The following is a 14,448-nucleotide window of genomic DNA, read 5'->3' as shown; positions in this document are numbered from 1 at the left end:
CATCATGCCAATGTACCGATCCAGAACCTCCACCCATGGCCGCAACATGGCCGGTGCCCGCGGCCTGTGGCGCGCCACCGGCATGGGTGACGACGATTTCGGCAAACCGATCATCGCCATCGTCAACTCGTTCACCCAGTTTGTTCCCGGCCACGTGCATCTGAAGGATCTGGGCCAGATGGTCGCGCGCGAGGTTGAAGCCGCCGGCGGTGTTGCGAAAGAGTTCAATACCATCGCGGTCGATGACGGCATCGCCATGGGCCATGACGGCATGCTGTATTCCCTGCCCTCGCGCGAAGTGATCGCGGATTCGGTCGAATATATGGTCAACGCACATTGCGCCGATGCGATGGTCTGTATCTCGAACTGCGACAAGATCACCCCCGGCATGCTGATGGCCGCCATGCGCCTGAACATCCCGGCAATCTTTGTCTCGGGCGGTCCGATGGAGGCCGGCAAGATCGACATCGCCGATCTGGACGCCAAAAAAATCGACCTTGTGGATGCCATGGTTGCCGCCGCCGACGATAAGTACACCGATGAGCAGGTCCAGCATATCGAGGAAAACGCCTGCCCGACCTGCGGATCATGTTCAGGCATGTTCACTGCCAACTCGATGAACTGTCTGGCCGAGGCGCTGGGTCTGGCGCTGCCGGGCAACGGCTCGACCTTAGCCACACATGCGGACCGCAAAGAGCTGTTCCTTGAGGCCGGTCGCCGGATCGTTGAGATCACCAAACGCCACTATGACCTGGACGAAAAGGGCTTTCTGCCGCGCGAGATCGCGACTTTCGACGCGTTTGAGAATGCCATGAGTCTGGATATCGCCATGGGCGGCTCGACCAACACCGTGCTGCACCTTCTGGCCATCGCGCATGAGGGCGAGGTTCATTTCACCATGACCGACATGGATCGCCTCAGCCGCCAGGTGCCGTGTCTGTGCAAAGTCGCGCCCAATACTGAAAACGTGCATATGGAAGACGTTCACCGCGCGGGCGGCATCTTTTCAATCCTCGGAGAACTCAGCCGTGCTGGCCTGCTGCATGAGGATTGCAGCACCGTCCATTCAGCCACGATGGGTGAGGCGATTGCCAATTGGGACATCAAGGTCGCGAATAACCCCAAGGCGCAGGAATTGTTCAAGGCGGCCCCCGGGGGCGTGCGCACAACGCAGGCGTTCAGCCAGTCGAACCGCTATAAAGAGCTGGACACGGACCGCGCGGGCGGTGTCATCCGCTCGAAAGAAAACGCCTTTAGCCAGGATGGCGGTCTGGCGGTTCTGTTCGGCAATATCGCGCGCGACGGTTGCATTGTGAAAACGGCAGGTGTGGATGAAAACATCCTGAAATTCACTGGCAAAGCTTATGTTTGCGAAAGTCAGGATCAGGCGGTCAGCGACATTCTGACCGGCAAAGTCACCGAAGGCGATGTGGTCGTTATCCGATATGAAGGACCGCGTGGTGGACCGGGGATGCAGGAAATGCTCTATCCGACGTCTTATCTTAAATCAAAAGGGCTGGGCAAAGCTTGCGCGCTGCTGACGGATGGGCGGTTCTCGGGAGGAACTTCGGGCCTCTCGATCGGTCACGTGTCGCCCGAAGCGGCAGAGGGCGGAGAAATCGGCCTTGTGATGAACGGCGACACAATCGAGATCGACATTCCGAACCGCACCATCCATCTGGCAGTGTCAGACGAAGAGCTCGCCGCACGGCGAGAGGCGCAGGACGAAAAAGGCTGGGAACCCGCCGCGCCGCGCAAGCGTAAAGTGTCCACCGCGCTCAAGGCCTATGCCAAACTAGCCACCAGCGCGGCCAAAGGGGCGGTGCGTCAGGTTTAGTAGCACGCCGTCTGGATCACAGCCTCACCCGTCCTGCGGGTGGGGCTTTTTTTGTTTCGGCGGAGCGCTCGTCGCGGGTCTGAAAGCCCAACCTTCATATACGCACCTGCGGGATTGGCCGAAAATCATACCACCGTGGTGCTTAGACATATCAGTAATGCTCCCGCGCCCGAACTGCGCTATCGGCTGCGCCGAAGCCGCAGTCGCCCTTGGGCCCGGCGCCGCGCATTGCCGGCGCCGGGCCCAACCAGAGGAGATGTCTCGCAAGAGACATCGACGATGGGCGGGAGCCTCCTGTCTGGATCAATCGCCCAGTTTGGCGTGAACCTCGTCCAGATCAATTTCGCCGATTGGCATCTTGTTGGCCGGGTTCTCGAAATCGTATTTGAAGAGGTCAAAATCCTGTTTGTAGATCTCATAAACCAGATGCATCGAGAGATCGTCGAAATAGGCCTCAACCGGATGGGCGCGTTTGGGGCCGTGTCCTTCGGATTCATTAAAGCGGGGGATTTCCGATAGCGTCACCTGATGCCGCGTTTCGGTGTTGGACAACACGTCCTGCATGCCTTCGTTAAACTGTTCTGTCCAGAAAATCCGGTTGTATCGACCACCATTCAGGATGAAGGTCGACACATGGCCCGACATTGCCGACCAATGAATGTCCGGATCCATCGGGCGACGCCAGCGAATGGTATCGCGCGCGAAGAGCAGGAATCTGCGAAAGCTCGCGATTTGGTCAAACTCACCCTTGCCGTCGTCGCCCCCGACCTCAATCCCGTAGTTGTAAATGAGCGTCGGCACCAGATTGCCGCGATAGCGTTTGCCGTTGCGTTGAATGCCGCAGATCTTGTCGAAAAAGGAACTCAGAATACGCGTGTAGGGATTGCGCACACAGGTAAAGGCATAAGATGCATGGGATCGCACATTGCTGGAGATCGGTCCCTGACTGGTATCAAAAGCCCATTTGTGCATCCCGCCTTTGGCGTCGTGAATATCACCGTCAAAGAACTGCCCGTGATCTGAAAAATACATGATCTGGCCAATTGTCGAGCAGGCGCATTTTGGCACAACACGATAAACCATACTCTCGCTCTCGGTCATCCAAGTGCCGGGAAAACCCATCTAAAATGCCTCCTGTGCTGCCCTGATCCCAGATCGAACACCAGCGTTTCGACCCAAAAAAGCAAAATTATTCTGTTTATTCAATCGCTCATCCTCAGTATCACGGTTGGAAACGGGCAGAAACGGAAATTGCGTATCACTGATGGCAAAGATTGCCTACATTTTGCTGTGTCACAAAGACCCTGACGCGATTGTCGCACAGGCTGAGCAACTCACCGCGACCGGGGATTGCATGGCAATCCACTTTGACGCGCGCGCCAATCCTTCGGACTACGAGCGCATCCGCAGCGCGCTGAAAGACAACCCGAATGTGACCTTCGCAACCAAACGCATCAAATGCGGCTGGGGAGAGTGGTCTCTTGTTCAGGCGACGTTGTACGCATTGCAGGCCGCCGTCGATGCATTCCCGCGCGCAACGCATTTCTACATGCTGTCGGGTGACTGCATGGCGATCAAAACTGCTGAATATGCACGTCGTTTTCTTGACGAGAACGACCAGGATTTTGTCGAAAGCCACGACTTCTTCGAGAGCAACTGGATCAAGACCGGCATGAAGGAAGACCGGCTGATCTATCGTCACTATTTCAACGAACGCACACAAAGCGGACGGTTTTATGCCTCGTACCAGTTCCAGAAACGCTTTGGTCTGACACGTGAAATCCCTCAAGACATTCAGGTGATGATCGGCAGCCAGTGGTGGTGCCTGCGCCGCCGTACTGTCGAAATGATCCTTGAATTCCTGCAACAACGCCCGGATGTGATGCGGTTCTTCTCGACCACATGGATCCCGGATGAGACATTTTTCCAGACGCTGGTTCGTCACCTGATCCCCAAGCAAGAGATCAACAACCGGACGCTGACATTCCTGATGTTCTCGGATTATGGAATGCCGGTGACATTCTATAACGATCACTATGATCTGCTGCTTGGGCAGGATTATCTGTTTGCGCGGAAAATCAGCCCCGAAGCCCACGATTTGAAAGCCAAGCTGGGGCAGCTTTATGCCAGCGAAGGGATCGATTTCCCGATCTCGGATGAAGGGCGCAGCCTGTACAGCTTTTTGACCGGCCGCGGACGGATCGGTCGCCGGTTCGGGCAACGTTTCTGGGAGGCCGGAAATACACTGGGCCCTGAACGTGATCTGTTCCTTGTGGTGTGCAAAAAGTGGCACGTCGCCAAACGGTTGGTTGATCAGATCATCTCGGAAACGGATCTGCCCTGCGTGGAATACCTGTTCAATGAACAAGCCACACCTCTGCCGGACCTCGGCGGTATTGAAACAACGCTCACCAAGCGCTCTCGGCACCGGCGCGCTCTGGTGCAGCTGTTGTTTGAGCATTTTGACACCAACGGTCTGGTGATCTGCGTTGATCCAGCGAGCGCAGACATCATTCAGGATTTCTGCGCCGATCAGGTCAAAACCCATTTGCTGGAAATCGAATGTGAGTATTCCGACGACTATCTTGTCGGCCACGCGCGCCGCGTGGGTCTGGCCGGTGAAACAACCCCTGCGGAAACGGTGGCCCGTTTGTTGCCCACCCTGCACAACGATCTGATCTACGAATCCGAACAGATCCGAGGGGCCCAGACCGATACATATCTGCGCCTGCGCGAAGCTGCGGACCGTGCCGAAAACGAAGCCGCTGTTGCAGAGTTTCTGAACATCTCAGACGACAAGGCGCGGGCGGTGATGCAACTGGACTATCTGTTTGCGGATTGACGGCCCGGCGGCGCGGTGACGCCGCCGGACAAACTGTCAGATATCGAACTTCACGCCCTGCGCCAGTGGCAGCTCAGCCGAATAGTTCACAGTATTGGTCTGACGGCGCATATAAGCCTTCCAGGCGTCCGATCCGCTTTCGCGACCGCCGCCAGTTTCCTTTTCGCCGCCAAAGGCTCCGCCAATTTCCGCGCCCGACGGGCCGATATTGACGTTTGCGATGCCGCAATCGGACCCGGAGGCTGTCAGGAACTGTTCGGCTTCTCGCATGTTCAGCGTGAAGACACAGGATGACAGCCCTTGCGGGACATCGTTCTGAAGCGCTACGGCCTCGTCAAAGTCCTCATACCCCATGACATACAGGATCGGCGCAAAGGTTTCGGTTTTTACCGTGGCAGTTTGCGCGGGCATCTCGACAATTGCTGGCGCCATATAGACCCCGGACGGCACGCCTTGGGTCACGCGATGCCCGCCAAAGACGGCACCGCCATCTGACTTTGCAGCCTCCAGCGCAGCGGTCATGGCCTGGCCGGCCGCCTCATCGACGAGGGGGCCGATCAACGTGTCCTCGGCCAGCGGGTCACCAATTGGCAAACCGGAATAGGCTTTCTTCAGCCGCGCCACCAACTCGTCTTTGATCGAGCTATGTACGATCAGACGGCGCAATGTGGTACAGCGTTGCCCGGCAGTGCCAACAGCCGAGAATACGATGGCGCGCACCGCCATTTCCAGATCGGCAGACGGCCCGACGATCATGGCGTTGTTGCCGCCCAGTTCCAGAATGCACTTGCCGAAACGCTGCGCTACGATCGGGGCCACAGCGCGGCCCATACGGGTCGATCCGGTGGCCGAGATCACGGGAACAGCCTCGCTCGCGACCAGTGCCTCGCCCAGCGCGGCACCACCCACCAGCGTTTGCAAGAGCCCATCGGGCGCCGCGCCCAAACGCGCCAGCGCGCGCTCGAATATCTTTTGACAGGCCAGCGCGGTCAGCGGTGTTTTCTCGGACGGTTTCCAGATCACCGGATCACCACAGACGATGGCAAGCGCGGCATTCCAGGACCAAACCGCCACCGGAAAGTTAAAGGCCGAGATCACGCCCACCGGCCCGGCGGGATGCCAGGTTTCCATCATCCGATGCCCCGGACGCTCGGACGCGATGGTCAGACCATACAGCTGCCGCGACAGGCCCACGGCAAAGTCGCAGATGTCGATCATCTCCTGCACTTCGCCCAGCCCTTCCGAGGTGATCTTGCCAGCCTCCCAACTGACCAACGCACCCAAATCCGCCTTGGCGGCCCGCAGTTCCTCGCCCAACAGGCGGATCAACTCTCCCCGATGCGGGGCCGGCACCATGCGCCATGCCTTAAAGGCATCGGTGGCGCGAGCAAGAATTGCCTCCATGTCGGTAACCGGGGTCTCATGCACTTGGGCCAGAACTCTGCCGTCTATAGGCGAGGTAACTGTCAGCGTCCCTCCGGTCAGCTCGGCCGGGGTCAAACCCAAATTGGCAAGTGTCGCTTCTGCTGTCATCACAACGTCTTTCATGTCTCAGGCCGCCTTGTCTTGTTCAGTGCCTTCGCCAGCGCGGTAAAGCTGGCCAAATTCAGTATTCAGGAAATCCTGCAGCTTCACCTGCTCTTGCCGGACGAACCCTTTGGGGGGCAGCACACCCGTCCGCATCAGATCGACAACACCCAGCACACCTGCTGCGGTGGTAATCTGGATCGCGCTCCAGACCTGCCCATCGATCACGCGGGCAAAGGATTTGTTGATCAGGGATTTCTCGCGCAGCTGGCCATCAATCATCCCCTTAGCGGTGCAGTAGACCAGCACCACGTCCTGATCTGTGCGCGGCAGTGCCGCCTCAAAGATCTCCTTGAGCAGATCGCGGCGGCGGTCCAGCCCCAAATCCGACAGCAACAGTTTGAGGATATCCCGATGACCCGGATAGCGGATCGACCGATACGAAACAGCGCGGGCTTTGCCCTCAAGCGTTTCGGGTAAGGTTCCCAGCCCCCCTGAGGTGTTGAAACACTCGTATTCGACGCCGTCATGACCAAGGATTTCGTAATCCTCAAGCGGCGCGGTCTTGACCCGTTCTCCATTCACGATGGCATCGCACGGGTTGCAATATTCGTTGATCAGGCCATCGGTCGACCAGGTCAGATTGTATTTCAGCGCATTGGTCGGATAGAGCGGCAGCGCCCCAACCCGCATATGAAGACTGTCAATTTCATCGAACCCTGCAGCCAGCGATGCGCCAGCGATGCCCACAAACCCCGGGGCCAATCCGCATTGCGGCATAAAAGCTGTCTCACTGTCTTCCGCCAGCTGTCTCACGGCATGGGTTGCGGCGACATCTTCGGTCAGGTCGAAATAATGCGCGCCTGCTGCCTTGGCCGCGCGGGCAATGTCCGGTGTCAAAAAGAACGGAGCAGCCGAGATCACCGCATCAAACCCCTCAATACCGCGTATCAGCGCCTGCGGGTCTTTGGCATCTATCTGCCGTGTTGCGATACCAAGTTTGTTCAACGCGGCCAGCGCGGTCAGATCACGGTCCGCCACCGTCACCGAATAATGGGATGAGCCTTTCAGCAGGGTTGCGATCATCTGACCGATCTTCCCTGCCCCGATGATACATGTATTCCAGCCCAAGAGCGCCTCCTCCTTTTTCCTTTTCAGGAATTATCGGCGACAGGCTGTCCGGCGCACAGTGGGCGACTTGACGAAATCACGACTCTATCCGTCATTATGACAATATATTTGGCAATATGGCGAAATCGATCTTGAGGAAAAGGTGATCTGAACCCCAAAACAAAACGACGCACCATCAGGCGCGCCGCATGTAGTCCGAACAGATCAGAAGAGGGTTTAGTAGACCACCACCGAGCGGATGCTTTCACCCTTATGCATCAGATCAAAACCATGGTTGATGTCGTCCAGCCCCATGGTGTGGGTGATCATCGGATCGATCTCGATCTTTCCGTCCATGTACCAGTCGACGATCTTGGGCACGTCCGTCCGGCCCCGAGCGCCACCAAAGGCAGTGCCGCGCCACGACCGGCCGGTGACCAATTGGAACGGACGGGTTGAGATTTCCGCACCCGCGGGGGCCACGCCGATGATAATGGATTCACCCCAGCCCTTATGCGCCGATTCCAGCGCGTCGCGCATCACGCCCACATTGCCGGTCGCGTCAAAAGTATAATCCGCGCCGCCCTTGGTCAGGTTGACCAGATAGGGCACCAGATCGTCCTCAACCTCAGCAGGGTTGACGAAATCGGTCATGCCGAATTTCGTGGCCATCTCGACCTTCGATGGGTTCAGGTCGACACCAACGATCTGATCAGCTCCGGCCAGACGCAGGCCCTGGATCACGTTCAGGCCGATACCGCCCAAACCAAACACGATGGCGCGGCTGCCAATTTCTACTTTCGCCGTATTGATCACCGCACCGATGCCGGTGGTCACACCACAACCGATGTAACAGATTTTGTCGAACGGCGCGTCCTCGCGCACTTTGGCCAGTGCGATCTCGGGCAAAACCGTGTGGTTCGAAAAAGTCGAGCAGCCCATGTAGTGCAGGATCGGATCGCCATCCAGCGTCGAGAAACGAGACGTTCCGTCGGGCATCAGCCCCTTGCCCTGCGTTTCGCGGATCGCCTGGCACAGGTTGGTCTTCGGGTGCAGACAATACTCGCACTCGCGGCATTCAGGCGTGTAAAGCGGGATGACATGATCCCCGGGCTTCAGGCTTGTTACGCCCGGCCCCACCTCAACCACGACGCCCGCGCCCTCATGGCCAAGGATGGCGGGGAACAGGCCTTCGGGGTCTGCGCCTGACAGGGTGAATTCGTCGGTATGGCAAATGCCCGTTGCTTTTATCTCAACCAAAACCTCACCCGCTTTGGGGCCTTCAAGGTTCACATCCATCACTTCCAAGGGTTTGCCAGCCTGAACGGCGACGGCGGCGCGGGTACGCATGGTGCACATCTCCCTGTCATCTTTACGTCGACCCCGCGATAAATACAGGGTGTATTCCACTGTACTTTCGTGACAGGCTGACCGAACAATTGATATTTCAGAAACGACATTACCTACAGGAGGAGCGCCAATGCGCCGATTTGCACCGATCCTGATCCTTCTCGCCGCCTGTTCTGAAACGGTCGAACCTCAGGACACCTCCTCGGTTGCTGATCCTGCGCCTGTAGATCTGGCCTTTTGTAAGGGCGAGCCTTTTGCGGACTCTGTTGGCCAGCCGGTTTCAACTATTCAAAGCGGCCTACCCGACCGGTCCCGCGTTTTGGGGCCGGATGATATTGCAACGCAGGACTATCGCATCGATCGCCTGAACGTGTTCATCAATGGGGCCGGTATCATTCAGCGTCTGACATGTGGCTAACGGGTTGAGGCTTACTTCCCGCGATAAACTAAAATGTCCGGCAGATAATCCAGAAAGCGTATCAGCCAGGAAAACGGTGCGGGAAAATCGGAGCGAAAGCGGCGGCGTGACATCGCCCGCATGACACGTTCAGCAGCATCTTCGGGCGTCATCAGCATCGGCATCTTAAAGCTGTTCTTTTCGGTCAGACGCGTTTTGATAAACCCAGGATTGACGATCCGGACGGTCACACCTGTGCCTGTCAGATCGTGCCGCATCGTTTCTGCCAACGAAATCAGCGCCGCCTTGCTGGAACCGTACCCAATCGCCGCCGGCAGGCCGTGATACCCTGCGAGAGAGCCGATTAGGGTGATGTCACCACGTCCCGCGCGCACCATTGCAGGCACTGTTTCGCCCAAAACCCGCAGCGCTCCGGCATAGTTGACATCGCTGATGCGCAAGGCGGCGTCGGTGTCCCAGTTCTGGGTCTTCATGGGCTCATAAGCGCCTGCATTGTAGATCAGACCATCGATCTCTCCGATCTGAGCGACTGCGCGACGGACGGCTTCAAGATCGGTTACATCAACGGGCACCGCGCGGGCCGAGGGCAATGTCTCTGTCAAACTGGTCAAACGTTGCGCGTTGCGCGCCGACAGGATCAGGCTGACCCCTTGCCGGCTGAGCGTTTCGGCCAGCGCCCGTCCTAACCCTTCGCTGGCACCGATGATCCAGTAGGTTTTTCCGTCAAGCATGTTCATATGGTCAGGTCTTTCGCAGACTGTTTGCCGCCCGTGGTCGATGATTACAATATGTATAAGAATTTACGATGCCACAGCCCCGCCGGATCACGGCGAGGTGAAAGAAACCCGCCCTGCAGGCGCGCCACAGAAAAAATACCAATATGAATGATCCGCACCCGGCTCAGCTGCGTATCCCCTTGTAAAATGTCGCATAAAGAGGATGGCATGTTCGACGAAACCCGGGGCGTACGCAAGAAAATCGCAATTGTTGGTGCAGGTATTTCAGGTCTGTCGGCAGCTTATTATCTTTCAAAATCTCACGATGTCACTTTGTATGAGGCCGAACCAAGACTGGGCGGCCACGCCAGAACGGTTCTGGCTGGTCGCAACGGGGATCAGCCCGTGGACACCGGGTTTATCGTGTTTAACTACAAGACATACCCCTACCTAACGCGGCTGTTCGACGAACTGAATGTTCCGGTTGTCAAAAGCGAGATGAGCTTTGGGGCCACGATCGATAATGGCCGCATCGAATACGGGCTGAACAACCTGCGGACGCTGACGGCGCAAAAACGCAATCTGGCGCGGCCTGCTTATTACAAAATGATCGCCGATATCCTGCGGTTCGGCAAAGAGGCCCCCGCCGCCGCGCAGGACGATGACACCACAATCGGAGAGCTGGTTGATCAGCTGCGTCTGGGGCATTGGTTCCGTCATAACTATCTGATGCCGATGTGCGGCGCGATCTGGTCGACACCGGTTGAATTTGTCGACCGCTTCCCGGCACGCTCATTGGTACAGTTCTTTCGCAATCACGCCCTTCTGGCCAGCGGTCGCGCCAATCAACACCAGTGGTGGACGGTTAAAGGCGGAAGCGTCGAATATGTTCGCAGGGTAGAAACCGCCTTGCGCGCGCGGGGCTGCGACATCCGGGTGGCCACACCGGTCGACCGTGTTGAAAGAAACCCGCTGGGCGTGAGCGTACACAGCAACGGCCAACCCGACCTGTTTGATGAGATCATCCTGGCCACCCATTCCGACCAATCGCTCGCCATTCTGGGGGACGGCGCAACGCAGGCTGAAACCGCCGCATTGGGTGCGATCCGGTATCAACCCAACACAGCCGTGCTGCATTGCGACCCAGGCCAGATGCCCCGCAGGCGGGCCTGCTGGTCCAGTTGGACCTATCGTTCACAAGCCGGAAATGTTGGTGTCACCTATTGGATGAACCGACTGCAAAACATCCCTGACAGCGACCCGCTGTTTGTCACGTTGAATGCCTCATCCGAAATCCCCGATGACATGATCTATGATCAGGTCGAATTTGCCCACCCGGTTTTTGACAAGGCCGCGCTGCGGGCGCAGGGGCAGATTCGCGACATGCAGGGCCAGAACAAAACATGGTTTGCCGGTGCCTATAACCGGCATGGCTTTCACGAAGATGGCATTGCCAGCGCCATGCATGTTGTCGAACGCATTGAAGGTACACCGCAACCCATCGGAGCTGAAAATGGCATCCCCGAAAGAGACCCGGCCATTCCTGCTGCGGCAGATCTGTAAGCTCTGCAACGCCGGATTGCTTGCCCTTGCGCTGCTTTCCCCCGGTGCAACGGACGCATCGGTGGTGTCGGATGAATTGCAGAACGCTCAGCTGCGCGGCACCGCAACCTTTCGGTTTCTGGGCGTGCCGCTCTATAACGCCAAACTGTTCACACCGAATGGCGCGCCCTTCAGCTGGGATGCGGATTTCGGGCTTGAGCTGACGTATCGCAAGAACCTGACCCAAAAGGCTCTGATCAATTCGACGTTGGAAGAGATGCAGCGGCAGAGCAATCCGGCGCCCACTCGCGCGCAGCTTGCGCAGTGTTTTCAGGCCGTCAGCAAGGGCGACACCTATCTGGCGATCTCTCAGGGGCCGGATAATGTTGGTTTCTGGCGCAATGGTCGCAAGACCTGTACCCTATCCTACGCTGGTGCCAAACGCGGTTTCATGTCGATATTTCTGGGTGAGAACAGCCGATCTGCCGCGTTCACACAGCAGTTGAAGGGGCAGTGATGCTGTATCCGCGCGTCAGCCTCTATGCACTGATGCTGGCAGCAGCGGGCATCCCGCTATACATCCACCTGCCACGGTTTGCAGCGGTCAATCTGGGTATCGGGCTGGGTGTGATCGGAACCGTATTGCTGATCATCCGGCTGGTCGATCTGGTGCAGGACCCGTTGATCGGTTGGGGCATCGATCGCTGGCCAGATGCGCAACCGCAGTTTGCGGCCGCAGCGGCCCTTGGATTGGCGATTGGGTTTCCCCTGCTGTTTCTGCTGCCCACCGGGGTCGGCATCGCCACGCTGGTGGCTATACTGATATTGCTGTTTTCCGCCTACAGTCTTGGAACCATCCTTTTATACGGGCGCAGCGCTACACTGGCCAAACACCCCGCCCCCAAAGAGCTGATGACGCTGGCGGCGTATCGCGAAGGGGGTCAGCTGACCGGTGTGATCCTCGCCGCAAGCGCCCCGGCGCTGTTCGTGGCCTTCGGTGCCAGCGCGCAGGGCTATCCGGCTTTTGGGCTGTTCCTTGGCCTGCTGGCTGTCACTGTTCTGATACTGACGCGCCCGATCTGGAAAAGACCCGCCATCACGGGGGACACACTGTCGCTGGCCGGGTTACGACAGGCGGGCGGGCTCCGATTGCTAGCGCTTGCCCTGGTCAATAGTCTTCCGGTTGCCATCACCTCGACCCTGTTTCTGTTTTTTGTCGAAGATCGGCTGCAGCTGCCGGGCAAAGCGGGCCCATTACTGATCCTGTTTTTCCTGAGCGCGGGTGCCAGCGTCCCGCTCTGGGCACGCCTCAGCAATAGGATCGGTGCAAAACAGACCCTGATCATCGCAATGCCGCTGTCGATTGCCGGGTTTATCGGGGCCGCCACCCTGTCGGCCGGAAATCTGACCGGGTTCGCGTTGATCTGTATCGCATCCGGGGCGGCCTTGGGAGCGGATATGGTGGTATTGCCGGCCATGTTCTCGGTCGTGCTGACGCGCGCGGGGCTGAATGCCTCAGCCGCCTTTGGCATCTGGTCCTTTGCCGGGAAACTGGGCCTGGCACTGGCCGCCTTTTTCACACTGCCCCTGCTGGAACGGAACGGGTTTGCGCCCGGTCAATCAAACTCGGCGCAGGCATTGGAGACACTGAACTTTGCCTATGCCGTGTTGCCCTGCATTCTCAAACTCGGCGCGTTTGGAATGGTCCTGACGCTGCCAACAGAGGTTTCCGCCAAATGAAACTTGTCCTTGTCATCCTGCTTGCCCTTCTTACCCTGATCATCGCCAAACGCCGGCTGTTCAGTTTTCGTGCGCAGGCCCCTGCCGATTATGCCAATACCGGCCCCGAGTTTTCGTTGAAACGGCACCTAAACGGGGAAATTCTGTCCGAGGGCTTGATCTATGGGCCCAACGGCAAAATGGCGAACAGTTTTGTGGCCAGAATGGTGGGCGAGTGGCGTGGGAATGCCGGCACGCTGACAGAACACTTCACCTATTCAAACGGCAAACAGATCACGCGCAAATGGCATCTGACACTGGGCACCGGCAACACATTCACAGCCACCGCTGATGATATCGTGGGCAAAGGCAAGGGCGTGATTTCGGGCTCTACCGTCAGGCTAAGCTATCGGATCGTCCTGCCACAGGATGCCGGGGGCCATACACTGGATGTGACGGACTGGATGTATCTGACGGAAAACGGCGCGATAATGAACCGATCCGAGATGCGGAAATTCGGCCTCAAAGTGGTCGAGCTGATCGCCACGATGCGCCCCGCGCCTGAGGTAAAGCCCGCAAAGCTGCATGGCGCCAACGGGCATGACACGCAAGCGGCGCGGGTATTGCAATGATCCGGTTGCGCGGCCTGAGCATATTTGCCGTCCTTGCGGGGCTGGCCATCCTGACCGCATGTTCAGGCAAACCCAAAGTACCGGAAACATTTCTGTCTGACCGTAAACTCAACCTGGAAGAGTTCTTTGAAGGCAAGACCGTGGCCTACGGCCAGTTTCAGGATGTGCTGGGCAATGTCCCTCGCCGTTTTAGCGTCGATATTGACGGCACATGGGACGGCCAGACGCTGACGCTTGTCGAAGATTTTACCTATGATGACGGCGCAACCGAGCAACGGATCTGGACGCTGACCAAGACCGGCGAAGCGACCTGGACCGGCACCGCGCCGGGTGTTCTGGGCACCGCCAGCGGGATCGAGCGGGGCGATACATTCAACTGGACATACAAGATCGACCTGCCGGTCAAGGACGGTACGATGCGTGTGAATTTTGACGACTGGATGTGGCTTCTGGAAGAGGATCGCTTGCTGAACCGCGCCTATGTCTCGCGCTATGGCATCCGTCTGGGCGAAGTGATCCTGTTCTTTGAGAAAGAGTAACCACGGTTCGGACTTCTATATGGCTCATTCTCTTGGTGCAGTGTCGTCGTTTTGCGCGCTTTGCAACCGCGGCGATCAACCTCTGGCGTAAGCGCACATTGTCCGTGACCCAGCCCCCTGAAATCAGGCCATTGAGGTGTTAGTAATCCGTCCAAGCAAAGGATGGACTATGAAACGCAGATTTAGCGACGAACAGATCATTGGAATGATCAAGGA

General features: G+C 57.8%; 13 protein-coding genes. 8 read left to right on the top strand and 5 right to left on the bottom strand.

The genetic code is table 11. The features are described from left to right. Positions 1-4 precede the first annotated feature (4 nt). The gene (ilvD, locus tag ACR0I7_RS13510; RefSeq protein ID WP_480511854.1) at positions 5-1,837 is read left to right on the top strand and encodes a dihydroxy-acid dehydratase; all 1,833 of its coding nucleotides are present in this window, start codon (positions 5-7) and stop codon (positions 1,835-1,837) included. A gap of 303 nt (positions 1,838-2,140) precedes the next feature. Here the strand turns inward: ilvD and ACR0I7_RS13505 are convergent, their stop codons facing one another. Continuing rightward, positions 2,141-2,959 carry a sulfotransferase family protein gene (locus ACR0I7_RS13505; protein WP_480511852.1) on the bottom strand — a complete coding sequence of 273 codons (819 nt, stop codon included), beginning with the start codon at positions 2,957-2,959 and terminating at the stop codon, positions 2,141-2,143. Between the two features lie 142 nt (positions 2,960-3,101). Between ACR0I7_RS13505 and ACR0I7_RS13500 the strand changes: the two genes are divergently transcribed. After that, positions 3,102-4,679: a DUF5928 domain-containing protein gene (locus ACR0I7_RS13500; RefSeq protein ID WP_480511850.1), complete on the top strand. Its 1,578-nt coding sequence runs from the start codon at positions 3,102-3,104 to the stop codon at positions 4,677-4,679. A gap of 36 nt (positions 4,680-4,715) precedes the next feature. Here ACR0I7_RS13500 and amaB read toward each other — a convergent pair whose 3' ends face one another. The 3 genes from amaB to ACR0I7_RS13485 all read right to left on the bottom strand — a co-directional run bounded on the left by amaB (position 4,716) and on the right by ACR0I7_RS13485 (position 8,666). Next, complete coding sequence (amaB, locus tag ACR0I7_RS13495) at positions 4,716-6,227, bottom strand: L-piperidine-6-carboxylate dehydrogenase (protein ID WP_480511848.1); 1,512 nt, start codon at positions 6,225-6,227, stop codon at positions 4,716-4,718. A gap of 3 nt (positions 6,228-6,230) precedes the next feature. Continuing rightward, on the bottom strand, positions 6,231-7,337 hold the full coding sequence (locus ACR0I7_RS13490; protein ID WP_480511846.1) for a saccharopine dehydrogenase family protein: 1,107 nt from the start codon (positions 7,335-7,337) through the stop codon (positions 6,231-6,233). 216 nt (positions 7,338-7,553) lie between these two features. After that, complete coding sequence (locus tag ACR0I7_RS13485) at positions 7,554-8,666, bottom strand: S-(hydroxymethyl)glutathione dehydrogenase/class III alcohol dehydrogenase (protein WP_480511844.1); 1,113 nt, start codon at positions 8,664-8,666, stop codon at positions 7,554-7,556. 130 nt (positions 8,667-8,796) lie between these two features. On the opposite strand from ACR0I7_RS13485, the gene ACR0I7_RS13480 reads away from it, so the two are divergent. Then, positions 8,797-9,084, top strand: coding sequence for an I78 family peptidase inhibitor (locus ACR0I7_RS13480; RefSeq protein WP_480511842.1), 288 nt, complete (start codon positions 8,797-8,799; stop codon positions 9,082-9,084). Between the two features lie 11 nt (positions 9,085-9,095). Here the strand turns inward: ACR0I7_RS13480 and ACR0I7_RS13475 are convergent, their stop codons facing one another. Then, on the bottom strand, positions 9,096-9,821 hold the full coding sequence (locus ACR0I7_RS13475) for an SDR family NAD(P)-dependent oxidoreductase (protein WP_480511840.1): 726 nt from the start codon (positions 9,819-9,821) through the stop codon (positions 9,096-9,098). Positions 9,822-10,028: 207 nt separating this feature from the next. On the opposite strand from ACR0I7_RS13475, the gene ACR0I7_RS13470 reads away from it, so the two are divergent. The 5 genes from ACR0I7_RS13470 to ACR0I7_RS13450 are packed head-to-tail and all read left to right on the top strand — an operon-like array spanning position 10,029 to position 14,232. Next, positions 10,029-11,363 (top strand): NAD(P)/FAD-dependent oxidoreductase, encoded by a 1,335-nt coding sequence (locus tag ACR0I7_RS13470; protein WP_480511838.1) that lies wholly within the window; start codon positions 10,029-10,031, stop codon positions 11,361-11,363. Next, positions 11,314-11,859 (top strand): hypothetical protein, encoded by a 546-nt coding sequence (locus tag ACR0I7_RS13465; protein ID WP_480511836.1) that lies wholly within the window; start codon positions 11,314-11,316, stop codon positions 11,857-11,859. Before ACR0I7_RS13470 ends, ACR0I7_RS13465 begins: the two co-directional genes overlap by 50 nt. Beyond that, on the top strand, positions 11,859-13,082 hold the full coding sequence (locus ACR0I7_RS13460) for an MFS transporter (protein WP_480511834.1): 1,224 nt from the start codon (positions 11,859-11,861) through the stop codon (positions 13,080-13,082). Before ACR0I7_RS13465 ends, ACR0I7_RS13460 begins: the two co-directional genes overlap by 1 nt. Continuing rightward, entirely contained in the window at positions 13,079-13,693 is a 615-nt protein-coding gene (locus ACR0I7_RS13455; protein WP_480511832.1) for a DUF3833 domain-containing protein, read from the top strand. Before ACR0I7_RS13460 ends, ACR0I7_RS13455 begins: the two co-directional genes overlap by 4 nt. After that, the gene (locus ACR0I7_RS13450) at positions 13,690-14,232 is read left to right on the top strand and encodes a DUF3833 domain-containing protein (protein ID WP_480511830.1); all 543 of its coding nucleotides are present in this window, start codon (positions 13,690-13,692) and stop codon (positions 14,230-14,232) included. Before ACR0I7_RS13455 ends, ACR0I7_RS13450 begins: the two co-directional genes overlap by 4 nt. The last annotated feature ends 216 nt before the right edge of the window (positions 14,233-14,448 follow it).

The sequence above is a fragment of the Ruegeria sp. AM1 genome (assembly GCF_056540745.1).
This window is presented reverse-complemented; position numbering and strand designations above follow the sequence as displayed.

Bases quoted from the DNA above. Each gene is read 5' to 3' on its own strand.
- ilvD (WP_480511854.1), top strand. From the start codon at position 5: ATGCCAATGTACCGATCCAGAACCTCCACCCATGGCCGCAACATGGCC.
- ACR0I7_RS13505 (WP_480511852.1), bottom strand. From the start codon at position 2,959: ATGGGTTTTCCCGGCACTTGGATGACCGAGAGCGAGAGTATGGTTTAT.
- ACR0I7_RS13500 (WP_480511850.1), top strand. From the start codon at position 3,102: ATGGCAAAGATTGCCTACATTTTGCTGTGTCACAAAGACCCTGACGCG.
- amaB (WP_480511848.1), bottom strand. From the start codon at position 6,227: ATGAAAGACGTTGTGATGACAGCAGAAGCGACACTTGCCAATTTGGGT.
- ACR0I7_RS13485 (WP_480511844.1), bottom strand. From the start codon at position 8,666: ATGCGTACCCGCGCCGCCGTCGCCGTTCAGGCTGGCAAACCCTTGGAA.
- ACR0I7_RS13480 (WP_480511842.1), top strand. From the start codon at position 8,797: ATGCGCCGATTTGCACCGATCCTGATCCTTCTCGCCGCCTGTTCTGAA.
- ACR0I7_RS13475 (WP_480511840.1), bottom strand. From the start codon at position 9,821: ATGAACATGCTTGACGGAAAAACCTACTGGATCATCGGTGCCAGCGAA.
- ACR0I7_RS13470 (WP_480511838.1), top strand. From the start codon at position 10,029: ATGTTCGACGAAACCCGGGGCGTACGCAAGAAAATCGCAATTGTTGGT.
- ACR0I7_RS13465 (WP_480511836.1), top strand. From the start codon at position 11,314: ATGGCATCCCCGAAAGAGACCCGGCCATTCCTGCTGCGGCAGATCTGT.
- ACR0I7_RS13460 (WP_480511834.1), top strand. From the start codon at position 11,859: ATGCTGTATCCGCGCGTCAGCCTCTATGCACTGATGCTGGCAGCAGCG.
- ACR0I7_RS13455 (WP_480511832.1), top strand. From the start codon at position 13,079: ATGAAACTTGTCCTTGTCATCCTGCTTGCCCTTCTTACCCTGATCATC.
- ACR0I7_RS13450 (WP_480511830.1), top strand. From the start codon at position 13,690: ATGATCCGGTTGCGCGGCCTGAGCATATTTGCCGTCCTTGCGGGGCTG.